Raw genomic sequence first — 20,861 nt, 5'->3', positions numbered from 1 at the left:
CTAACTACTCAACTGCTTTAATTGCTCTTTTGCTAAGCGCGCTGACTTTGTATCAGGGAACTCTTTCACAACCTTCATAAACATTTCTTTAGCGTGCTCAGCATCGCCATTAGCCACATAAATAGTTCCTAAATGATAAGCAGCACTCGGTGCTTTATCAGAATGAGGATAATTTTTAACGATTTTACGCAAAGCAACCATCGCTTTATCAGGCATGCCTTCAATAATATAAATCTCACCCAACCAAAAATAGGCACTCACTGTGTAAGGCCCTTTTGGATAAAGCTTTAAGAAACGCTCAAAGGCAACCACAGCATCAGAGTATTTCCGCTCACTTAATAGCTGATACGCTGCCTGATACGCATAACGCTCTTTAGCATTAATCGGTGTATTTCCTGCGTGGCTACTATCGATTTCTGCGGCAGAAACCGTCTGTGCATGTGCGGCGGATGCTGCTTGAGTCTTAGTCGTACTGCCTTCTAAAACCAGCATACGGCTATCTATGCCGTTAAACATGGCCTGCAGTTCTTTTTTCAACTGGCTGATTTTATAATTTTTCTCATCCACTTCACCTTGCAAGCGGTCCACACGCTGCTGCAAATATTGCAATTGATTTTTCAGTGGTAATAATAAACTAATCTGGTTATCCAGCTTTGTTAATTGCTGCTGAACTGTCAATATTTGGCTCTGCCCATAACTTTGAGAAGCTGAAGCAGAAACCGGTTGTTCTATGCTTTGAGATTGAGTTTGAGGGGGCGCAGGAAAATACGCCTGGCCTGAGGGCGTCACGCCCGCACCTAAGCTTTCCACAGGGGCCGCGGCAAAAGATGAGGTGATCACCAACACACCACTACATACGGTTAAAACACGCCTCAAACTCATATCAACTCCTACAAACCAATTTAACCTTGGTTACAACCTTTTGAACTCATATTGTAATTAAAAATAACACGGCGATCTTTTTGGAAGTCAGCTTCCGTCGTTCCGCCTGGCATAGCTAAACATTCTTTACCGTAACTGAGCGTACTGACTTGCTTTGGCCCAACACCAGCACTAAGCAACGCATCTTTTACAGAATTTGCACGCTTTTGGCCCAGATTCAAATTATATTGACTACTACCACGCGGATCGGTATAACCTTCTAATAATACGCGTTGGTTTGGATGTTTCAAGAGATAATTGATATTTTTCTGGACAATATTCTGATCAACCTTATCGACTGAGTACTGGTCAAAACCAAAATAGACCACTTTTTTAGCACGCTCAGCGTGCGGCCCCGCATTCTGCCCAGCCAGCGCGCCACCGTTCGCCGCTGCACCATTTTGGCCCCAGCTTTCCCCACCAAAACGATCACCATACTGCCCTAAACCCTGTGCTTTAGCATCAGAGCTAGAGCCTGCTGCGGTTTGATTATAAGCACTGCCATCCCCATAAGGTCCAGGCCCACCGCTACTACTGTGCTGATCTGGCGTTGAAGCACACCCTGCCAATAACGCTGTTGACGCCCCTAGTGCTAAAAAAGTAAGTGTTTTTATAGCCATTTTATTCCCCTTTGTATTTTAGTTTTATCACCACTACGACGAGAAAGGTCCCCAAGCTGGAGCACGAACATAACCATTGCCCGATGGAAGATTTAAGTGTACCCGTCCATCTAGCGAGACTTCTGCAAGCATCGTATTACCACCACGATCTTTGGTATACAAGATCATCTGACCATTCGGTGCTACTGTTGGAGATTCATCATTATAACCATGTGTCAGGATACGAAATCTACCTGTTTCTAAGTTTAAGTAGGCAATATTAAAACGTGTTTGGTTATTCTCAACCACTTTGTGCATCATGACAATCCCTTGGCCATTGGGCAAGAATTTAGCGTCAGCGTTATAAGTCCCCTGATAAGTAAGGCGTGATATTTGCCCCGTCGAAAATGCATATTGGTAAATTTGCGGACTACCTCCGCGATTGGATGTAAAAATTAAACTTTTGCCATCAGGAGCCCAAGCCGGTGAAGTGTTAATCGCATAACCTCGTGTAATTTGTTTTCTTTTGCCTGTGTTTAAATTAATGACATAAATGTTCGTCTCAGCACTACCCGCTTTACTTAAGGCTAAAGCTAAACGTCCACCATCCGGTGACCAAGCCGGTGCGCTGTTAATCCCGTCAACACTCGATACTTTACGCCGCTTTCCTGTCACCAAATCAGAGATCCAAATCGACATGGTTTTATCTTCAAAAGACACATAAGCCAAATAATGGCCATCTGGCGACCAAGTTGGAGCCATAATCGGCTGAGACTGCTTTAATAACGAACGAGGATTATAGCCATCCGCATCAGCCACTAATAATTGATAGGCCGTACGCTGACGATCCAATTGAACATAAGCAATACGTGTTGCAAAAACACCTTGCTTGCCCGTTAAAGCATGATACACCAAGTCGCTAATATGATTCGCCAGCATACGCATTTGGCCTGGACGAATATTTTTATAACGCTCCCCAATAATTTGCTGACTAGTCAGCTGCCCAAAAACACTCAGCAAGCGAAAAGAAACGTTATAACGCCCCCCAGCAACTGGTTGCACTTGTCCCACTAGTAGCGACTCTACACCCGTCTCCTTCCAAGCAGAAAAACGTACATGAGTAGGGTTGACATATCGACTCGGCATTTTACCCTGATCAAGCACTGCGAATAAGCCACTGGTTTGTAAATTCTGACGAATAATCGCCGCCATACCATCGGGCATACTCGCAACCTTTATCACGCTCTTTTGACTAAATTGAGTTACAGCAATCGGAATCGGTCGATCAACCCCTTGCGTAATTCTCAATGTCAACGTTGCATACGCAGAACTCATTAACAACAAACATGACAAAGCAATTAATAATCGCTGAACATATACCCTAGCCACTACATCCTCCACAACCTAACTCACCCCTTGCGGCGTAAAATGAAAATTAAAACTTAAAAACTGCTTCGCTACATCTTTATCTGTAGGCATTGGCAAACGTCCCGCACTAAGTACAGCAAGCCTTGCTTGGCGATCAAAAATTGTATTACCGCTAGATTTCACCACTTTTACAGATAGAATATCACCGCTTAAATTAACATGCACTTGAAGAAGCGCATTTAAGTTAGGGTCAATATTTGCTTGATTCCAATGGCTTTGAATTGTTGCTCGAATAAGACCTGAGTACTTATCAACCTCTGATTGAACATACTTTTGTCGTGCTGAGCGTGCGGCAGCAGCTTTCGCATTTTCTGCTAGCTGATTTGCGATGCTTGACTGTGCATTTGCCCTTAAACGGGCCAGTGCTTCTTGACGCTTTTTCTCTGCAGCAATTTTTGCCTGACGTGCTGCCTCTTTCGCTTGACGTTTCTTTTCAGCAGCAATTTTAGCTTGGCGCTTTTTTTGCAGCCACTGCCGCTTCGCGTTTTTTCTTCTCTAAAGCTTGTTGCTGCCGTTTTTTTTCTTCTGTACGCTTTTTCTCTAGGGCTTGCTTGCGCGCCTGCTCACGCTTACGTTGTTTTTCTGCTTGGTGCTTTTTTTCTAATTCACGCTTTTTTTTTCAGCCAACGCCTTTTCGACTTTGACTTTCTCTCGCTTTAGTGCATTAATTTGCTGCTTTAATTCAGCCTTATTTTTAGCGGCTTGTAATGCGGCCCTTTTTTGTGCGATTTTTGCTTGCTCAAGTTTTTTCTGTGCTTGCTGCTGTTGCTCTTTTGCACTTGCAATACTTTTTAGCATCTGTTCACGCTTGCTAGCTGCTAATGCATTTTGTTTTTTTAACTGCTCGAGCATTTTTTGAGTTTTTTCACGCTCTTGCTTAGCTTGTAATAGTTGCTTATCGACTTGTTTTTTCTCGGCCACCGCCTTCGCTACTTGCTGGTCGTGGGCTTGATTCATTGCAGCCACCGCTTGGTCAACAGCTTTTGGGCTAATCATGGTCGCCTTGACCACTTTCGCCTCCTCCCCTGCAAAATGCCTCACTGTGTCCGGTGCTTGCAATGCAACAGCAAACCCCGCCAAAATCAATGCGTGAATGCACAGCGATTTTAGTAAAGATGTTTTATAACCAACCCTCTCTGCCATGGTCAGGTTCTCTTCTGCTGTCGCTGATTATCCGTCATCAGGCCGATGCTGCCAGCTCCTGCATGTTGGGCAATCACCATCGCTTGTACCACTTTGCCATAATCAACACCTTGGTCTGCACGTACGTAAACAGTATTTGACTTAGAACGCTTCAGTGAAGCCTTTACCCATACCGCTAACTGCTCACTAGAAAGCACCTGTTTTTTATCGGGTGTCATATTAATATAATAATGCCCCTGCTGATCAACGCTAACAACAATCGGCTTAAACTTCGAGGGTGGAATCTTATTCGCCGTTGCCTTTGGCAAGTCCACTTTCACACCTTGTGACAGCATCGGAGCGGCAATCATAAAGACAATTAATAACACTAAACTCACATCAATATAGGGAACAACATTAATATCAGCCATCAAGCGACGACGTTGCCTAGCCATCTTTAGCTCCTACTCTTCATCATTTTTTTTCAAGTCTAGCGTAGGCTTCACGGTGTAAAATACTCGCAAACTCTTCTTGAAAATTATCATAATGGCTTAATAAACGATCGACTCGATTAGTAAAACGGTTATAACCAATCACCGCAGGGATCGCAGCAAATAAACCAATCGCTGTTGCAACTAACGCTTCAGAAATACCAGGCGCCACCATTGACAAAGTCGCTTGCTCAACCGCTCCTAACGCCTGAAACGAGCTCATAATTCCCCATACAGTACCAAACAAGCCAATATAGGGACTGACTGAACCGATGGTTGCTAAAATAGGCAAATGGTTTTCAAGTTTGTCTGTTTCTTTTGAGAGAGCGATGCGCATAGCACGATTTGTCCCTTCCATCACCGCATCTGCAGCAATATTTTCTTGGCGAGACAATCGGGCAAATTCCTGAAAACCAGACTTAAAAATACTCGCTAAGCCATCACTATGTACTTCGGTGCGCATCTTATCGTAAAGCTGCCCTAAATCAACGCCTGACCAAAACTCATTTTCAAAAATACGCACACGCTTTCCCGCTCGTCTTAAAAAAATCGGCGCGCTGAAAGATAAATGTCCAAGATAAAACCGATGCTAATAATAAAATAACAAGTACGGCCTGCACGATAATACTGGCATGCAAAAATAACTCGATAAAGTTCGTCTGACCAACCACCCTAATAACTCCCCAAGCGTTAGGTTTTAATGCGCTATAATATAACTCTAATTTATTTTGATCACTGTAATGTATATTTACACGTTTTTTTCAAATACTGTTAAATACGACAATTATATTGTCTCTAGCCCAATATAGTGAGCGGCATGCGATGTCGTCACTCGCCCTCGTGGCGTGCGCATCATCAAACCCATTTGGATTAAGTAAGGCTCTAAAACATCTTCGATCGTATCACGCGATTCTCCAATCGCCGCCGCTAAGCTATCAACCCCCACCGGACCACCTTCAAATTTAACAAATATGGCCTCAAGTAATTTTCGATCCATTAGATCTAAACCTTGTTCATCAATATCAAGAATGGCCAGTGCTTTCGCTGCTATCTCTGCACTAATCTGCAATACTTCATCAAAATCAGCAAAATCTCGCACTCGACGTAATAATCTATTCGCAATCCTCGGCGTGCCACGTGAACGCTTAGCAATTTCATGAGCACCACTATCATCTAGATTAATCGACGAAACACGCGCAGAACGCAAAATAATCTGTTGCAAATCTTCAATCGAATAAAACTCTAAACGCTGGGTAATCCCAAAACGATCTCTTAATGGCGATGTTAATAAGCCTGCACGCGTTGTCGCACCCACCAAAGTAAATGGTGGCAAATCTAATTTAATCGATCGTGCTGCCGGCCCTTCACCGATCATAATATCGATTTGATAATCTTCCATCGCCGGATACAATACTTCTTCAATCGCAGGGCTTAGTCGGTGAATCTCATCAATAAATAACACATCATTAGCTTCAAGATTCGTCAAAAGCGCCGCTAAATCCCCCGCTTTATCGATCACTGGCCCCGATGTTTGCTTAACATTAACACCAAGTTCATTCGCAATAATATGCGCCAATGTTGTTTTACCTAAACCGGGCGGTCCAAATAACAAAGTATGATCTAAAGCTTCTTGACGTTTACGTGCAGCATGGATAAAGACTTCCATTTGCTCACGAACCGCAGGTTGGCCTTGATAGTCAGCCAAAAACTTAGGCCGCATCGCACGATCAATATTAGGCTCGTCATCTTGATGCTCTAACAGTGTCACGATCCGATCATGCTCAACCATACAACCCCTTCATTTTCTTCTATTTTTAAATAATTCAGATCATTCTAACCAGTATAACTTAACTGTTCTTTAACGCGAGGCGAATCACATCTTCACAGGCGAGACCTTCCTCATAAACGGTCGATGCCATTTTCTCAGCATCCGGATCCTTATAACCTAACGCAATAAGCGCACTGATCGCATCAGTCAAGACAGGTTGACGACTTACACTGACTTTTGAAACCTTAATGGCTATATCCTGACTTTCAAATTGACTTAATTTATCCTTAAGTTCAATGACCAGCCGCTCTGCTGTTTTTTTGCCAACACCTGGCAAACGAGTTAATGCCGTAATATCTTGCAACGTCACTGTTTGGATAAATTCAGCCACGCTCATGGTCGATAAAATGGCCATCGCTAATTTTGGCCCCACACCATTAGCTTTTAACAAAACACGAAAAAGTGCTTTCGCGGCACGTTCCTCAAAACCATATAAACTATGAGCATCTTCACGAATAATCAAATGAGTGTATAAGGTCAAACGTTGACCTATTTCACCATAACTTGCCAAGGTCGGCACTGGAACAAAAACCTCATAACCCACACCGCTGACATCAACAATTAAGCTGTCTAGAGAAACATCAACAACGGTGCCTGTCAACTGTCCTATCATGGTCGTATACGCCCTTTCACTAATTTATTTCCTTCTTGAATATGCATTAAACCTTGTTGCATTTGAGCATGGCAAATAGCGATAGCCAAAGCATCAGCAGCATCCTGAGAAGGCACTTTATTTAATTTTAATAAGGCACTGATCATCTGTTGTACTTGATTTTTATCTGCGGCTCCAAAACCAACAACACTGCGCTTAACCTGACGGGCTGAGTATTCACTAACCGGCAGAGCAAACTCAACCGCGGCCAAAATAGCCGCTCCACGGGCATGACCCAATTTTAAGGCGGAGTCCACATTTCGGCCAACAAAAACTTTTTCTATCCCCACTTGCTCAGGCTGATAAAGCGTGATGACCTCTTTTAAGCCTTGAAATATCTTTTGTAAACGTTCAGCTAGACTCACTGTCCCCATACGAATACAGCCACTGGCAAGGTATTCGCAGCGGTTTTTTTTAAAGCGAATAACACCAAAGCCCGTCACTCTCGACCCTGGATCTATCCCTAAAATAACCGCCATCAATCAACTCAGCCACGCGCGTTGATATAAGCAATGGCCTGCTCAAGGCGTGCAACCACTCGCTCACGGCCAATCATTTTTAAGGTTACATCGATCGCGGGCGTGCCTGCTCCTCCGGTAATTGCCGTGCGTAATGGCAAAGCGACTTTCCCCATTTTAAGCTCCAGTGCAGTTGCAGTGTCTTCTATAACTTGATGAAGACTCACCTCATCCCAATCACAAATAGCAAAGGCTTCTTTTAATTTTTCCAGCGCCACTAATGCGACAGGACGCAAATTTTTCTTCGCTGTTTTTTCATCAAGCTCAATATTATCTTCGTAGAAAAGACGGGAATTTTCCACCATTTCAACCAATGTTTTCACGCGCTCGCGCTGCACTGCTACGAGAGTTTCCAGCTCAGGCCCTTGATTTAAATCTAAATTGCGAGATTCAGCCATCTCTTTAAAATCTTCAATAATTCGAGCTAATGGCAAAGCTTTTAAATAATGCTGGTTAAGCCATAATAATTTTTCAGTATTAAAAGTCGATGCGGCTTTATTAATATCCTTTGCATCAAATAACTCGATTAGCTCATCCATCGAAAAAATTTCCTGATCACCATGAGACCAGCCTAAGCGAACCAAATAATTAATCACCGCCTCCGGCAAGAAACCATCTGCTTTATATTGCATAACACCGACTGCACCATGACGCTTAGATAAACGTTTGCCATCTTCACCTAAAATCATCGGCACATGACCAAACTCAGGGACATTCGCACCCAAAGCATGAAAAATATTAATCTGCCGCGGTGTATTATTAATATGGTCATCACCACGAATCACATGGGTCATTTTCATATCCATATCATCAACAACCACGGTAAAATTATACGTCGGCGTGCCATCAGTCCGTGCAATAATCAAATCATCAAGCTCACCATTACTGACCTCGATTGGACCACGAACAAAATCATTAAAAAGCACAGAGCCTTCTTGAGGATTTTTAAAGCGAATAACATACGGCCCTTCTTTTTCATCAGCTAAATTACGACAGCAACCATCATAACGAGGCTTTTGTTTATTCGCCATCTGCTCTTCGCGCAATGCCTCTAGGCGCTCTTTCGAACAATAACACTTATACGCCTTATTTTCGGCCAATAATTGACTAATTAATTCACGATAACGGTCCATGCGTTGCATCTGAAAAAAAGGACCTTCATCCCAGTTCAAGCCTAACCAATTCATCCCGTCTAAGATCGCATCAACCGACTCCTGGCTAGAACGCTCTAAATCGGTATCTTCAATGCGCAGAATAAAACGCCCACCGAGCTTTTTTGCATATAACCATGAATACAGTGCGGTACGCGCACCGCCGATGTGTAAATAGCCTGTTGGACTTGGTGCAAAACGTGTGCGAACCTGACTCATACTTAACCTAACTATCTTTAATTTAAAAAAATAACTCTCAAAATAACAAGTGACCTATTCTAACAAGCCCCTGGTTATTCCCCAACTTTTTTATTTAACCTTGACTAAAATATTTTGCTAAATACTCTTCAAAAGGAATTTGCTCAGCACTTTCTATCGTTTCAAATTCAAGCAAAGATCGCTGCGCTTCCTCAGAAAATTTCTGGAAATACGCCTCATTTTTCTGCTGGCTTTGCCAATAATCCCGCTGCTCTTTCGCATAGATCAACATATATTCCGTGTAGTTTTTTTCCCGATGCTAAAAATTCATTCATAATTTTCGCCGATGGCGTTAATGTCACATCAGTGAGTTTCTTGCGATTCTTTTCTATAGTACTTAAATAACGAGTTCCCTCACTTTCAGCATCTAAACACTCAGCTAAAGGCATTAAAGCATCACAAATTTTCTCCCCAGCCTCTTGCAACTGAACAGATTTCCCTTGAATAGTCAGCATAAAGTTCGGTTTACGACCATATTCAGCGACTTGTTGTAAGCGCCGCTCCGCGCAGGCCAATTCTTCAGTATTTAATTCTGGACTCTCTACTAATAAGCAAAATAATAGAAATAAATCAACAAATTCAAGTTCACCTTGCTCAAAACCCAAGGGCTCCGTCGGATTTAAATCCAGTGCCCGCAACTCGATATAATTCACCCCTTTTTCTAACAAGCTCGCCACAGGACGCTTACAACGTTCGGCCGGTTGCTTAGGTCGCATCGTACTATAATATTCGTTTTCAATTTGCAGCAATGCATCATTCAATTGGATATAATTATGATCATTGCTTTTTACACCGAGCTTAGAAAAAGGCGCATAGGGTGTTTTCGTCGCTTGCAAGATACTTTTAGCATACTCTCCCACGCTATTGTAAGAAATATCCATTAAGTCTTTACCTTTATTTTGGTAACCCAAACGACTTAAGCGCAAAGACGTCGAGTATTTCCCAACAAAGTCTCTACCGTGTTTTTGCAAAAAATCAAACGATTCACTAACAGAAGATCCACTTGCAATCGGCGATGCCCCAAATAAATAAGGCAATAACCAACTATAGCGAAAGAAGTTACGCACGAGCCCCATATAACGTTGGTCACTATAATCCTCAAAGGATAAACTAGCACCATCATAACGCCATAGCTTTTCTAGCAATGACTTAGAAAAAGAAATATTATAGTGTATCCCGGCAATCATCTGCATAATCTTGCCATAACGTTGTGCCAAGCCGTGGCGATAAACTTGTTTCATTCTACCCGAATTATTTTTACCATAATAAGCTAAGCGAATATCACTTTCACTCAACTCACCTGGCATACTCGCAGGCCAGAAAAGTTCATTGTTTAAATGAGTCGAGCAATACTGAGTCACAGCAGCAACATCTTGTTTAAGGGATTCAAGACGATCAACAACAGGTGTCACAATCTCAACTAAACTTTCCGAAAAGTCCGTTGTTATCCACGGATTGGTCAAGGCTGCACCTAAAGATTTTGGATGGTCGGTTAATGCAATATGGCCCGCTGCATCAACTCGCATATTTTCTTTCTCTAAACCACGATAAATCGGGCCAAGCGTTTTCAAATCAGCATCATGGATCACTTGCACTATCTTTTTATACACTGAAAAATACCCTTAGCTTTATACAGAACATAATCGTTTGCTCATAACCGCCTAGCATAACAAAGATACTGGAAAGAACAAAAGCAAAACCATTGGGCTAAATTATGATTTATTCACCCAACGAGATTGATAATAATGATGAACAAAATAAGAGGACGCAATCCCTACCCAAGCACCTAACCATACATCGGCCAGGTAGTGATCCAAGTAAATTAAACGACTTAACATAACGATAACACCAACCACAAGCACCGGAAAAAAAGCACGGCGACAATACCAAACAAAAGGCATTAAACCTGCAAAAACAGCCAAAGTGTGACCAGAAGGCGTAGAATTTAAATCATGTTTCATAGAAAAGAAATGAAAGCCATACAGATGATGCTGGAAAAATTCTATGGGTCGATAGCGAGCTAAGCCATATTTTAATAAAGCACCAATAACAGCCGCTATAACAATACTCAGCGCTATTTCACGCAAACAGTCGCGCAGTCGAATAAAGCGCTTTGGTAAAAAAAACTGTCCAATAGCCACAATGACAGCAAAGATCAACCAATGCGCCGGGCTTAGAGCATGACTAATTACGCCTGCTAAATGATAAAAGTTTTGAGTATGTGCTTTAAAAAAGAGCAATACGGGTAAATCCAGCCAAAAATAACTCGCTCCATAAACAAACAGAATAAAAATCGCAAGTAGACTTAAACGACACTTTGTTAGTCGCATGATGATATTTCCCCACAAAAAACAACGCCCCGATAAATCAGGGCGCTTTAAGGTAAAAAAATGATTACTGGACGTCAGTATTCACTTTGTTTTCAGAAGCAATCACGTTTGTTTCGACCTGATGAATCTGTTCGATCACTGCCGAAACTTGAGCTCCTTTCATCTTTTCTTGCCACTGCAAAGGCGAGCGCCCTTGATGAAGTTGCTCTGAAGCTGCCATTGTGGCATGACCCTCACCAGAGGCCACCGTTTCAACTTGTTGAATGCTCGCGATGGAAGATGCTTGCGATGCTGCCGAACGCCAAGGCTCTAAACGGCGATCACCCGCATTTCTGTGGTACGGATGCGTCATCGTCACATCCACAACCCGCTCACTTTCACTGTCATCAGATTTAGTTTCCACTTGAGACTTCACCGGAGTAAATTCAGGACGCTGCGCACGAACAATTTCCTCCATCACCGGAGCTTTTTCAATGATTGCATCAACGACTTTAACTGATGCTTGTTCAGCTTGTTGTTTTTCAACAACAACTGATGAAGATAAAGATGCTTTCTCTGCAGTCGCAACCACTTTAGGCTCAGCAATCGGCAATGAAGCCTTCTCAACCGGTGCTTTAGTAGCTTGAGCCGCCGCTTTCACCTCTGCAACATCCACCATATTATTAGTCGCTTGTGACTTTTTCTTCGCTTCGTTGCTAGATGCCATCTTTGCAGGCTTGCACTGTTGAGGTGACTCTGTTGACGCAGCATGCATTTGCCTTGGGGCTGTTGCTTTATTTGCTGAAGCCGATTTCCTGCGCGCCTCAGATTTATTACTGCGACGCTCCTGCTGTTCTGCCTGTGACGAGGCACCCGCCTTATTGCTCTCATTACGACGTTGGCGGTTTGCACTCTGTCCTTTTGTCGGTGCTGCAGCAAGTTGAGCTGAGCCCTGGCTGCTGCGTCGGCCTTGCTGCTGAGAACCACCTTGGCGGCGACGGTCACGATGGCTGCTGTCCTGAGAGGAAACACTTGATTTCACTGGGCGAATGGGCTCAACTGTGCTCGCCGACTCTTGCGCTGCAGTGCTATTACTGCTTCCTGACAAATACTGCCAAAGCTTATTCAATAAACCACGCTTCGGTGACGTGCCATAGCTCAAATCTTTAACAACAGGCTCTTCGTACTTAACCGCTGCTTTCGTCAATGCCTCAGTCGCTTGCACTTGACTGACCAAGTTATAACTTGCCGCATCATCTCGAGTTTGATCCGACACTCTCATCACCTGATAGTGTGGAGTCTCCAAATTAATGTTTGGAATCAGCAATAAAGTCACGCGATGGCGTTTTTCGATCTGTGCGAGTATGCTACGCTTCTCATTCAATAAGAAAGTTGCAACCTCTACAGGAAGCTGAGCTTGGATCTGACCTTGATGGCCTTTCATCGCTTCTTCTTCGAGTAAGCGCATAACAGCAAGCGCTAAGGACTCTATCCCACGAATGTAACCATGACCACTACAGCGTGGACACACGTGCTGGCTGGACTCTCCGAGGGCAGGACGCAACCGCTGTCTAGACATTTCCAATAGGCCGAAACGTGAAATCCGCCCCGTTTGCACACGCGCCCGGTCCATTTTTAAGGCATCGCGCAAACGATTTTCAACATCGCGCTGATGACGAGGCTGCACCATATCGATAAAATCAATCACCACCAAGCCACCCAGGTCGCGCAAACGCAATTGACGCGCAGTTTCTTCAGCAGCTTCCAAATTAGTGTTAAAAGCAGTCTCTTCAATATCACCGCCCTTGGTTGCGCGAGCTGAGTTAATATCAATAGAAATCATCGCTTCAGTATGATCGATAACGATCGCACCACCAGAAGGTAGACGCACTTCACGCTCAAAGGCACTTTCAATCTGCCCTTCGATGTTAAAGCGACTAAACAAAGGCACAGGGTCTTGATAATGCTTCAAACGATTTAGATAATCAGGGCGTAATTGCTTTAAATGGTGAGCGATACGATCATAGACACTACGATCATCAACAACAATCTCATTGACCCCAGGGCGCAAGTAATCACGGATTGCTCGCAATACCACATCGCTCTCACGGTAAATCAACGATGGTGCCGCTGTCCGTGCAAACGCTGCACGAATCGCCTGCCATTGTTTTTGCAAAATTGTCAAATCCCATTGAATTTCTTCAAAATTTTTGCCAATTCCAGCAGTACGGATAATCAGCCCCATATCTTTGGGAACATTCAACTTTTCTAAAATTTGCTTGAGTTCTTCGCGTTCATCCCCATCAATACGGCGAGAAATCCCACCGGCTCGAGGGTTATTCGGCATCAAAACTAAATAACAACCCGCTAAAGTAATATAAGTGCTGAGTGCCGCACCTTTGGTGCCACGCTCCTCTTTGTCAATTTGAACAAGGACTTCCTGGCCTTCATGCACAGCATCACGGATATGAACACGTCCACGCTTATCTGTGCTTGCCGAGGCTTGGTAGTACTCGGGGGCAATTTCTTTTAAGGGCAAAAAACCATGGCGGTCAGCCCCATAGTCCACAAATGCAGCTTCTAGACTTGGCTCGATACGGGTTACTCGTCCCTTGTATACGCTTGCTTTCTTTTGCTCGTATCCTGCTGTTTCGATATCTAAGTCGTACAGATGCTGCCCATCGACCATTGCAACCCGCAACTCTTCTGGTTGCGAAGCATTAATGAGCATTCTTTTCATAATTTAATTTTATATCCTCTAAAACTCTTTTAACTCTAAATAACAAGTGCCAAATAGTGACTAGCAAAGTTCATTCCTGTTAAAGCGACTCATCCTTGCCACTTCATATCTATAAGCATTGCTACCTGCGCTTAATATCTCGCTACCAACTTCACAAACTACTGGCGATTTTGAGTGCTATCTCACTGAAGTATATTAATTTAATCAAAATTTCCTCAGCTCTATTCAATAACACACGGTGAAATACCTTAACATTCTAAGGCTCACGACAAACTGTAGTGTCCAACGACACAGCGACTATATTGAAGCGTTAGCCGTTGGCAACAAGGCACTCAAACACATAACGCCCCGAGCACCAAGCTGGTATACTAGCATAAATTATGACTGAATTATATGATTAACTTTGAGCACAACAAGCATGAATACAGCTGTTTTTATTGAAATAGATGCCGACCAAGCCGGTCGCCGTATCGACAATTTTTTAATCCTCCAACTCAAGGGCGTCCCCAAAACACATGTCTATCGCATCCTTAGAAAAGGTGAGGTGCGTGTCAACAAAAAGCGTATTAAGGCACATTATCGCCTAGAAGTGGGTGACGTGGTTCGCATCCCCCCTATTCGCATCGCCGAGCGCGCACCAGAACAAAAATTAAATACCAAATCAATCAGCTACTTAGAAAACAACATCCTGTTTGAAGACGAGGAACTTCTCATTATCAACAAGCCCAGTAAAGTCCCTGTGCATGGCGGCAGCGGTCTAAGCTACGGCGTCATCGAGGCATTTCGACAATTGCGCCCTAATGCCCACTTCCTCGAACTCGTTCACCGCCTTGACCGAGAAACTTCAGGTTGCTTAATTATTGCTAAAAAGCGCCGCGCCCTCAAAGCGCTACATGAGCAATTCCAGAAGAATCAAGTGTCAAAAAATTATCATGCGCTCGTGCATGGTCACTGGCCCCGTCGTTGTCAGCAGGTTGATTTGCCATTAAAAAAATATACTCGCCACTCAGGTGAGCGCATTGTTCGAGTCCACCAAGAAGAAGGTAAAGCGTCTACAACCTATTTCAAATGCTTAGAATGCTTTAAACAAGCCAGTTTGATCGAAGCACGGCCAAAAACAGGTCGAACTCACCAAATCCGCGTCCACACCCAATCTCAAGGTCATGGCATCTTAGGCGATGATAAATATACTGCTCATCAAGAAAATTTATGGGCAAAACAAAATTTAGGCCTTAACCGGTTATTTTTACATGCAATATCCATACAGTTCTCTCATCCAGTAAATCAAAAAAAACTCACTATTACAGCACCCTACCCTAAAGAACTCGATAGCTGCATCAAAAAACTACAAAAGCATTAACTCCAAACTCACTTTAGTCGGATCTTGCACTATTCAACTATAATGAGGTAACAGCTTGTAATTTCGCCTAAACCTTACAAGGGGGGAGAGAAGTGGACAAAACGTACACCGTACTTACCGTCGACGACTCAAACACTATACACGGGATTGCTAAAAAACCTCCTTGATGGGTCAGAGTTCGATGTTATTGATGTCGCCCATAATGGCAATGACGGGTTTGAGAAATACAAAACCCTGCGACCCAACTTTGTCCTGATGGACATTGTCATGCCAGAGCTAGATGGCATGACATCTCTCAAAAAAATCATCGAGTTTGATCCCGAAGCTCAGGTTGTTATGGCGACTTCTATGGGCCAAGAAGATGTAGTCGAAGAAGCTATCTCTATCGGCGCCAAAGGTTATTTACTCAAGCCTTACGACAAAGAAAGTGTCTTAGTTGTCCTTAGAACTTTGACAAAACTATAGCGCAGGGGAGATATCATGGCTGCAAACTTCTTTGGACAATGGTTACTCGAAAGAGGCTTAATAGGTCCTGAAGCCCTCATTGACGCTATAGAACACCAAAAAAAGCATAATGTGTCTCTGGGCGAAGTCGCAATAGAGAAAGGGTGGCTCACCGAAAACCAAGTGACTTCTATTAATGCGGAACAACAAAGAAGTGACCGCAAATTCGGTGAAATTGCAGCAGACCTAAAGTTAATTACCGATGAACAAGTAGGTGAACTGCTAAGCACACAAAAAGAGCGTCGTATTTTCTTTGGTGAAGCCTTGTTAACCCTGGGGCACATCGAAAAAGATATCCTCGACAGGGAAATACAAGCCCACAAAAAGGCTCAAGAGGAACATGAAGAGCTCTTAAAAGCAGATCTAGATAACATTCCAGAAGCTCTTGTGGTCAAAGCGATGCTAGATCATACGCTGAAAATGTTTTTACGCATCGCCCGTGAGGTGGTAAAAATTACTGATGTTGGCACAGAAGCCAAAGAAATTTCAGGGAATCACTACACCTTTGCCCAAGAAATCACTGGAGAGAAAAATTTCTATTACACCCTGACGATGCCTGAAGAGCTTGTCGTCAATGTTGCCAGTAAATTGCTCATGGATGAAAACCATCGAGAAATAACACCACTAAGCATCGATGCGGCTTCTGAATACGTCAATATTGTTATCGGTCACGGTTGTGGAAAGCTGGGAACACTCGACTGCATGGTCCACGCTAAGCCGCCCTTTTCATATCGAAAATCAGAAGAGAAAGGGCCTGAATGTGCCCACCAAGTCACCGTTGAGCTCGCATCTGCCCACGGCGACTTAATGGTTGAGTTCCTATTTAAGAACTAGTTGTCATTTGACGGCGTGGCCCACGACCTGTTGCCATAGAATTCTTCGAGTGCGAACCACTTCTGCCTGTTTCCTTTTGAATTCGCATTAGCTCTTCGCGATAAAATTTAAGCTCACGCTCAGACTCTTGCTTTGCTTCACGGGCATGAGCTTTGAGCTGATTAATCGTCTGATCAGAAGCCATACGCAAATCCAAAATCCGCTGACCCACTTGCTCTTTGATCACATTCACATACTCTTTAGCTTCTCGCGCTAACATTTCAAAAGCTTGACGGCGAATGCGCTCTTTATTAACTGCAGAATTTAAGCGACGAAACTGAATTTTCAGTGCTTCATGTTCGCGCCTTAACGCTTCTAGTTCAGAATCCGTTTCAACCGGCCTAAATTGCTCATTTGTAACCGCAGGCAATTCATATTCTTCTTCGCTAAAACACAACTGCAACTCTTCATCGATAGAAATTGCAGACTCGACCGCTGCAGCTTCCACTGGAGCTACGACTGACGCTTGCTCTTCTACAGATGCTGCGGGTACTGCAACTTCTTTTTTAGCAGTACTTTCTTCGGTTTCTACCTTTTGCGGCTCAGCCAGTTGACCTTCTTGCACTTGACGCTTCCAGTCTTTTAGATAACGACTGATCGTCGTGCTACTCCCCCGCCCTCCTAATGCTTCACGGACACGGTTAATCGTTGGTTTTTCACCGGCCGCTAAAACACGATTAGCAGCTTCTGTTATTTCATCATATGTTAAACCCGGACGAGGCATAAAATACCTAACTCCCTTAAACAAAAAAAGAAGAATATTGCACTATTTTAAAACGTTAGTGTAATAAGAAAACGTGCGTTACCGCCCCACGAGCGCTATCTGCGCACAAAAATACGCTTCCATTATACTAAGAAGCCCCTGCATGTCAAAGTAAAACTCACGAAAAGCAAAGGCGCGAGAAATGGAAAAGTAATTAATCTTGTTGGTAATTTTTATATTGCTGAATGCCTTGAACATCTTTATTTTTCTGCAATGGTGATTTTTTCGCTATTTCGCCAGGACAATCAGACATTGCAGACTGTTTTTTAGACATTAATTGAAGCAATTCGGCTTCTGTATCCGTTAAATCGAACCCTTCAATCAGCTCTTTCTTTCCCATACCCAATGCAGCGAGCTTTGAAGCCTGTTGATATAAATTTTCTTCTCGCTCTGGAAAAGCATCTTGGTTTAACTCTTGATATAAGTCTCGCCCCAAATAGCGCTCCAACAAAGCTAAGCGTTGCCCAACACCAATGCTACTGCTCATAAAAACATGACAGTGCGCGCTCAGCTCATTGAGCTGCCGACGATAACGCTTAATACAGCGCCAAAAATAATACAAAAAACCACACAATAGTAAAAGAGTGACTAAAAAACTTCCATGAACAATAAAATCCATCATTAATCATATACTCAAAAATGATTCACGAAACATTTGCTCCTGCATTCGCACTATTCATCTCTTCCCACTCTTCATCGCTGAGCAATTTATTCAAATCAACCAAGATGAGCAATTCATCTTCTCGGTTCGAAACCCCTTGAATAAACTTCGCACTTTCCTCATTACCTACACTCGGTGCCGTTTCTATCTCAGAAGCTCTCAGATAAACCACCTCTGCCACACTATCCACTAAGATACCAATCACTTGTTTCTCAGCTTCAATAATCACAATTCGCGTATTATCTGTTGTTTCTTGCGATTCCAAACCAAACCGTTTACGTGTATCAATCACCGTCACAACGTTTCCGCGTAAATTAATGATGCCAATCACATAACCGGGTGCTCCTGGCACTGGTGCAATCTCTGTATAGCGCAAGACTTCTTGGACCTGCATCACATTAATGCCATAGGTTTCTTCTGCTAATCGGAAGGTAACCCATTGCAATACAGGATCTTTGTCCTCTTTTGCCCCATCAAATGGATCTTTTTCTGAAGCGCTATCACTCATATCTAGCCCTCTTTATCTACCCACTCCCTATCCCTTAAATTGTAGTCTACTTTACCGGCAAACCTCAGGACTGAGAGTTTAAAAATTTCACAAAATGCTCGGGATCAACTAATCCGCACATTTTTTCAACAACAACACCAGCTAGCCAGGGTCGTTTGGGGTCTTTATTATGCCAATTCACGTCACTATCTTTTAAAAAATTCTGAAAAACCCAGGTCATCACAAGCAATCCCCCACGTACTTCCCTCAAGTTCTAAAACAAATTCATGCTGTAGATCTGCCGCCTTCGCACATTCTGCCGTTTCGGGCAATAACCAGTGAGCCGCATCAATAACACTAATGCTCTTATCAACCGGTTTCATAATGCCAATAAGCCAATCTGCTTGACCGAAAAATTGTTTTTATCTTTTGCTCTTGTAGTGCATACACCTGACTTAACCCCTCAAGAGGGACAATCAATTGCAGCCCCTGCACCACAAACGACACACATTGAAATTCTTGCCTTGCCCAAGCAGGGACTCCTGAGTCGCATTCAGCTTCAGCAATTTTCTCAGTCTCAAGCAGATCATCTGGAGCAATAAACTCAGCCGGATCATCAATAATAACAGTTTCGATTTCTTCCAAAATCGCAGGTTTGGGTTCAGCAATAATACGCGCTTCAATTTCAGAAATCTCAATTTCTTCGATTCTGTCATCTATTTCTTGAATATCTGGCAACGGCGTTACAATAGCGGGCTCAACAACAACCCCAACTGCTTCATTCTCAAAAACAGGTGCGATATGTCTTGCGTTTGTGTTTACCGATTTTTTTTCCAACTCCAGAGTACTTTTATCTTCTTCTGACACAGCATTCACACCTAACAAGGCATCGAAATAACCGCTAAGGGCTTGCTCTTCTTCTAGGATATCAATATCTGTAGTCTCATCATCCATCATATTAATACCCCAGGCTCTCTCCTTGATAAGTCTTCAACTTCACTATCCAGCAAATACGTTAAAAATTGCTGATACACATACAGGCCTCGACTTTGCGGGTAGATTAATGAGATAGGCACACCCATTTGACTTGCCTCTCTTAGCTTAGTATCTACAGGAACAGGTAATCTCCATAGCCACTTTTTATATTTTTCTTCAAGAATTTTTAAACTACCTTGAGCTGCTGAAGTACGCCGATCATACATCGTCGGTAATATGACCGTAGAAAAGTTAAAGCTTTTTGTTTTTTTTCACCATCGTTAAAGTATCGATCATTCTTTCTAAGCCTTTTAGCGCAAGAAATTCTGTTTGGGCTGGAATAATAACCTTTTCACAAGCGGCTAACGCATTAATCATCAGCACACCCAAAATAGGTGGGCAATCAATAATGACATAATCATAGCGGGCACGAAGTTTTTTCAGCGCCTTGGCCACCAGCAGCCCCATACCTTCTTTCGTTCCTAATTGACGATCCAGTGTTGCCAAAGTGATTGATGCCGGAATCAACCAGAGGCCGGCAAAATTTGTCCTTTTAATGATTTGATCACCGATCACCGCAGACATGTGCCCCTGCTGCAAAAAGAGTTCATATGCCCCTTTTTCGATTTTATCAGGACTATATCCCAAATAACTTGTTAATGAGCCGTGAGGATCCAAGTCTAATAACAATACCCGCTTACCTTGGCTCGCTAAAATCCCACCCAAAGTCACAGCAGTCGTCGTTTTACCCACACCTCCTTTTTGATTTGCAACGGTCCAAATTTGCATAGACACCTCATCGAGCGTTCACTAATTACCATTAGTTTTAGGCAACTTGCATGCCAATGATTTAAATTTCAACACCGTAAAGTTTGTTTTTTTGCCATTTTAACGCATTAATTAAAGTACCAGGACAATAAAAATTATTTAACAAAATAAAATCGATAAAAAAATTCACTATAAAGTTGCAGCATTGGCATCAATTTTGCAACAAGGTTCTTAAGCAAAAGGAGGTGCATCATGAAGCAGCAAAGCCCAACAATGGACGAACTCTATCGCCACTGCTGTACTCTACTAAAACAAATCGAAAAGAAGCAACAACTGGAAGACTACACTGGAGTTAGATTACTAGGACTCGCCCTCGATGCGGTCTCTGAAAAATTAGACGAAGAAAGTAGTGAATATCATTAGCGATTTTCAAAGCACACTCTAAAGGCGGGC

The 20,861-nt window shown here is 43.1% G+C and carries 25 protein-coding genes; 4 read left to right on the top strand and 21 right to left on the bottom strand.

From position 1 onward, the window contains the following. The 14 genes from ybgF to BGC07_RS14010 form a co-directional block, all read right to left on the bottom strand. Nucleotides 1-882: a tol-pal system protein YbgF gene (gene ybgF, locus BGC07_RS14075; protein WP_069313616.1), complete on the bottom strand. Its 882-nt coding sequence runs from the start codon at nucleotides 880-882 to the stop codon at nucleotides 1-3. 20 nt (nucleotides 883-902) lie between these two features. Then, on the bottom strand, nucleotides 903-1,541 hold the full coding sequence (locus tag BGC07_RS14070; protein ID WP_069313615.1) for an OmpA family protein: 639 nt from the start codon (nucleotides 1,539-1,541) through the stop codon (nucleotides 903-905). A 33-nt stretch (nucleotides 1,542-1,574) separates the two neighbouring features. Next, on the bottom strand, nucleotides 1,575-2,909 hold the full coding sequence (gene tolB / locus BGC07_RS14065) for a Tol-Pal system beta propeller repeat protein TolB (RefSeq protein ID WP_235603252.1): 1,335 nt from the start codon (nucleotides 2,907-2,909) through the stop codon (nucleotides 1,575-1,577). 15 nt (nucleotides 2,910-2,924) lie between these two features. Further along, nucleotides 2,925-3,416: a cell envelope integrity protein TolA gene (gene tolA / locus BGC07_RS19585; RefSeq protein ID WP_077216920.1), complete on the bottom strand. Its 492-nt coding sequence runs from the start codon at nucleotides 3,414-3,416 to the stop codon at nucleotides 2,925-2,927. Nucleotides 3,417-3,548: 132 nt separating this feature from the next. Further along, complete coding sequence (locus BGC07_RS14055; RefSeq protein WP_069313613.1) at nucleotides 3,549-4,091, bottom strand: hypothetical protein; 543 nt, start codon at nucleotides 4,089-4,091, stop codon at nucleotides 3,549-3,551. Nucleotides 4,092-4,093: 2 nt separating this feature from the next. Continuing rightward, on the bottom strand, nucleotides 4,094-4,525 hold the full coding sequence (tolR, locus tag BGC07_RS14050; RefSeq protein WP_069313612.1) for a protein TolR: 432 nt from the start codon (nucleotides 4,523-4,525) through the stop codon (nucleotides 4,094-4,096). A gap of 19 nt (nucleotides 4,526-4,544) precedes the next feature. Next, the gene (tolQ, locus tag BGC07_RS14045; protein ID WP_449421080.1) at nucleotides 4,545-5,084 is read right to left on the bottom strand and encodes a protein TolQ; all 540 of its coding nucleotides are present in this window, start codon (nucleotides 5,082-5,084) and stop codon (nucleotides 4,545-4,547) included. A 261-nt stretch (nucleotides 5,085-5,345) separates the two neighbouring features. Continuing rightward, the gene (gene ruvB / locus BGC07_RS14040; RefSeq protein WP_069313611.1) at nucleotides 5,346-6,350 is read right to left on the bottom strand and encodes a Holliday junction branch migration DNA helicase RuvB; all 1,005 of its coding nucleotides are present in this window, start codon (nucleotides 6,348-6,350) and stop codon (nucleotides 5,346-5,348) included. Nucleotides 6,351-6,408: 58 nt separating this feature from the next. Beyond that, entirely contained in the window at nucleotides 6,409-7,002 is a 594-nt protein-coding gene (gene ruvA, locus BGC07_RS14035) for a Holliday junction branch migration protein RuvA (protein ID WP_069313610.1), read from the bottom strand. After that, entirely contained in the window at nucleotides 6,999-7,520 is a 522-nt protein-coding gene (ruvC, locus tag BGC07_RS14030; protein ID WP_069313609.1) for a crossover junction endodeoxyribonuclease RuvC, read from the bottom strand. Before ruvC ends, ruvA begins: the two co-directional genes overlap by 4 nt. A gap of 8 nt (nucleotides 7,521-7,528) precedes the next feature. Beyond that, entirely contained in the window at nucleotides 7,529-8,929 is a 1,401-nt protein-coding gene (gene gltX, locus BGC07_RS14025) for a glutamate--tRNA ligase (RefSeq protein ID WP_069313608.1), read from the bottom strand. A 215-nt stretch (nucleotides 8,930-9,144) separates the two neighbouring features. Further along, nucleotides 9,145-10,578 (bottom strand): glutamate--cysteine ligase, encoded by a 1,434-nt coding sequence (gene gshA, locus BGC07_RS14020; RefSeq protein ID WP_235603251.1) that lies wholly within the window; start codon nucleotides 10,576-10,578, stop codon nucleotides 9,145-9,147. Between the two features lie 102 nt (nucleotides 10,579-10,680). Next, nucleotides 10,681-11,298: a phosphatase PAP2 family protein gene (locus tag BGC07_RS14015; protein ID WP_235603249.1), complete on the bottom strand. Its 618-nt coding sequence runs from the start codon at nucleotides 11,296-11,298 to the stop codon at nucleotides 10,681-10,683. Between the two features lie 64 nt (nucleotides 11,299-11,362). Next, entirely contained in the window at nucleotides 11,363-14,017 is a 2,655-nt protein-coding gene (locus BGC07_RS14010; RefSeq protein ID WP_069313607.1) for an Rne/Rng family ribonuclease, read from the bottom strand. 418 nt (nucleotides 14,018-14,435) lie between these two features. On the opposite strand from BGC07_RS14010, the gene rluC reads away from it, so the two are divergent. The 3 genes from rluC (at nucleotide 14,436) to BGC07_RS13995 (ending at nucleotide 16,715) form a co-directional block, all read left to right on the top strand. Next, nucleotides 14,436-15,377 (top strand): 23S rRNA pseudouridine(955/2504/2580) synthase RluC, encoded by a 942-nt coding sequence (gene rluC / locus BGC07_RS14005; protein WP_069313606.1) that lies wholly within the window; start codon nucleotides 14,436-14,438, stop codon nucleotides 15,375-15,377. Nucleotides 15,378-15,524: 147 nt separating this feature from the next. After that, a complete protein-coding gene (locus tag BGC07_RS14000; RefSeq protein ID WP_069313605.1) occupies nucleotides 15,525-15,842 on the top strand; it encodes a response regulator in 318 nt (105 codons plus the stop codon). Nucleotides 15,843-15,857: 15 nt separating this feature from the next. Further along, a complete protein-coding gene (locus tag BGC07_RS13995) occupies nucleotides 15,858-16,715 on the top strand; it encodes a chemotaxis protein CheX (protein WP_069313604.1) in 858 nt (285 codons plus the stop codon). Here the strand turns inward: BGC07_RS13995 and BGC07_RS13990 are convergent. The 7 genes from BGC07_RS13990 to BGC07_RS13970 form a co-directional block, all read right to left on the bottom strand. After that, nucleotides 16,705-17,478: a DNA-binding protein gene (locus BGC07_RS13990; protein ID WP_069313603.1), complete on the bottom strand. Its 774-nt coding sequence runs from the start codon at nucleotides 17,476-17,478 to the stop codon at nucleotides 16,705-16,707. The two genes, BGC07_RS13995 and BGC07_RS13990, sit on opposite strands and share 11 nt — an antisense overlap. A 193-nt stretch (nucleotides 17,479-17,671) precedes the next feature. Then, complete coding sequence (locus BGC07_RS13985) at nucleotides 17,672-18,139, bottom strand: DUF2802 domain-containing protein (RefSeq protein WP_069313602.1); 468 nt, start codon at nucleotides 18,137-18,139, stop codon at nucleotides 17,672-17,674. Between the two features lie 22 nt (nucleotides 18,140-18,161). Further along, the gene (locus BGC07_RS13980; RefSeq protein ID WP_069313601.1) at nucleotides 18,162-18,686 is read right to left on the bottom strand and encodes a chemotaxis protein CheW; all 525 of its coding nucleotides are present in this window, start codon (nucleotides 18,684-18,686) and stop codon (nucleotides 18,162-18,164) included. Between the two features lie 185 nt (nucleotides 18,687-18,871). Then, on the bottom strand, nucleotides 18,872-19,048 hold the full coding sequence (locus tag BGC07_RS22615; RefSeq protein WP_235603240.1) for a hypothetical protein: 177 nt from the start codon (nucleotides 19,046-19,048) through the stop codon (nucleotides 18,872-18,874). Continuing rightward, nucleotides 19,035-19,622, bottom strand: coding sequence for a hypothetical protein (locus BGC07_RS13975; protein WP_235603238.1), 588 nt, complete (start codon nucleotides 19,620-19,622; stop codon nucleotides 19,035-19,037). The genes BGC07_RS22615 and BGC07_RS13975 overlap by 14 nt, the downstream gene beginning before the upstream one ends. Then, nucleotides 19,619-19,867: a hypothetical protein gene (locus BGC07_RS21255; protein ID WP_201258150.1), complete on the bottom strand. Its 249-nt coding sequence runs from the start codon at nucleotides 19,865-19,867 to the stop codon at nucleotides 19,619-19,621. The genes BGC07_RS13975 and BGC07_RS21255 overlap by 4 nt, the downstream gene beginning before the upstream one ends. Nucleotides 19,868-19,892: 25 nt before the next feature. Beyond that, on the bottom strand, nucleotides 19,893-20,429 hold the full coding sequence (locus BGC07_RS13970) for a ParA family protein (RefSeq protein WP_201258149.1): 537 nt from the start codon (nucleotides 20,427-20,429) through the stop codon (nucleotides 19,893-19,895). Between the two features lie 231 nt (nucleotides 20,430-20,660). On the opposite strand from BGC07_RS13970, the gene BGC07_RS20765 reads away from it, so the two are divergent. Then, on the top strand, nucleotides 20,661-20,831 hold the full coding sequence (locus tag BGC07_RS20765) for a hypothetical protein (protein ID WP_235603237.1): 171 nt from the start codon (nucleotides 20,661-20,663) through the stop codon (nucleotides 20,829-20,831). Nucleotides 20,832-20,861: the final 30 nt, after the last annotated feature.

It is taken from the genome of Piscirickettsia litoralis, from assembly GCF_001720395.1.
In the GTDB taxonomy this organism is placed as follows: domain Bacteria; phylum Pseudomonadota; class Gammaproteobacteria; order Piscirickettsiales; family Piscirickettsiaceae; genus Piscirickettsia; species Piscirickettsia litoralis.
This window is presented reverse-complemented; position numbering and strand designations above follow the sequence as displayed.

Bases quoted from the DNA above. Each gene is read 5' to 3' on its own strand.
- ybgF (WP_069313616.1), bottom strand. From the start codon at position 882: ATGAGTTTGAGGCGTGTTTTAACCGTATGTAGTGGTGTGTTGGTGATC.
- BGC07_RS14070 (WP_069313615.1), bottom strand. From the start codon at position 1,541: ATGGCTATAAAAACACTTACTTTTTTAGCACTAGGGGCGTCAACAGCG.
- BGC07_RS14055 (WP_069313613.1), bottom strand. From the start codon at position 4,091: ATGGCAGAGAGGGTTGGTTATAAAACATCTTTACTAAAATCGCTGTGC.
- tolR (WP_069313612.1), bottom strand. From the start codon at position 4,525: ATGGCTAGGCAACGTCGTCGCTTGATGGCTGATATTAATGTTGTTCCC.
- ruvB (WP_069313611.1), bottom strand. From the start codon at position 6,350: ATGGTTGAGCATGATCGGATCGTGACACTGTTAGAGCATCAAGATGAC.
- ruvA (WP_069313610.1), bottom strand. From the start codon at position 7,002: ATGATAGGACAGTTGACAGGCACCGTTGTTGATGTTTCTCTAGACAGC.
- ruvC (WP_069313609.1), bottom strand. From the start codon at position 7,520: ATGGCGGTTATTTTAGGGATAGATCCAGGGTCGAGAGTGACGGGCTTT.
- gltX (WP_069313608.1), bottom strand. From the start codon at position 8,929: ATGAGTCAGGTTCGCACACGTTTTGCACCAAGTCCAACAGGCTATTTA.
- BGC07_RS14015 (WP_235603249.1), bottom strand. From the start codon at position 11,298: ATGCGACTAACAAAGTGTCGTTTAAGTCTACTTGCGATTTTTATTCTG.
- BGC07_RS14010 (WP_069313607.1), bottom strand. From the start codon at position 14,017: ATGAAAAGAATGCTCATTAATGCTTCGCAACCAGAAGAGTTGCGGGTT.
- rluC (WP_069313606.1), top strand. From the start codon at position 14,436: ATGAATACAGCTGTTTTTATTGAAATAGATGCCGACCAAGCCGGTCGC.
- BGC07_RS13995 (WP_069313604.1), top strand. From the start codon at position 15,858: ATGGCTGCAAACTTCTTTGGACAATGGTTACTCGAAAGAGGCTTAATA.
- BGC07_RS13990 (WP_069313603.1), bottom strand. From the start codon at position 17,478: ATGCCTCGTCCGGGTTTAACATATGATGAAATAACAGAAGCTGCTAAT.
- BGC07_RS13985 (WP_069313602.1), bottom strand. From the start codon at position 18,139: ATGATGGATTTTATTGTTCATGGAAGTTTTTTAGTCACTCTTTTACTA.
- BGC07_RS13980 (WP_069313601.1), bottom strand. From the start codon at position 18,686: ATGAGTGATAGCGCTTCAGAAAAAGATCCATTTGATGGGGCAAAAGAG.
- BGC07_RS22615 (WP_235603240.1), bottom strand. From the start codon at position 19,048: ATGAAACCGGTTGATAAGAGCATTAGTGTTATTGATGCGGCTCACTGG.
- BGC07_RS13975 (WP_235603238.1), bottom strand. From the start codon at position 19,622: ATGATGGATGATGAGACTACAGATATTGATATCCTAGAAGAAGAGCAA.
- BGC07_RS21255 (WP_201258150.1), bottom strand. From the start codon at position 19,867: ATGTATGATCGGCGTACTTCAGCAGCTCAAGGTAGTTTAAAAATTCTT.
- BGC07_RS13970 (WP_201258149.1), bottom strand. From the start codon at position 20,429: ATGCAAATTTGGACCGTTGCAAATCAAAAAGGAGGTGTGGGTAAAACG.
- BGC07_RS20765 (WP_235603237.1), top strand. From the start codon at position 20,661: ATGAAGCAGCAAAGCCCAACAATGGACGAACTCTATCGCCACTGCTGT.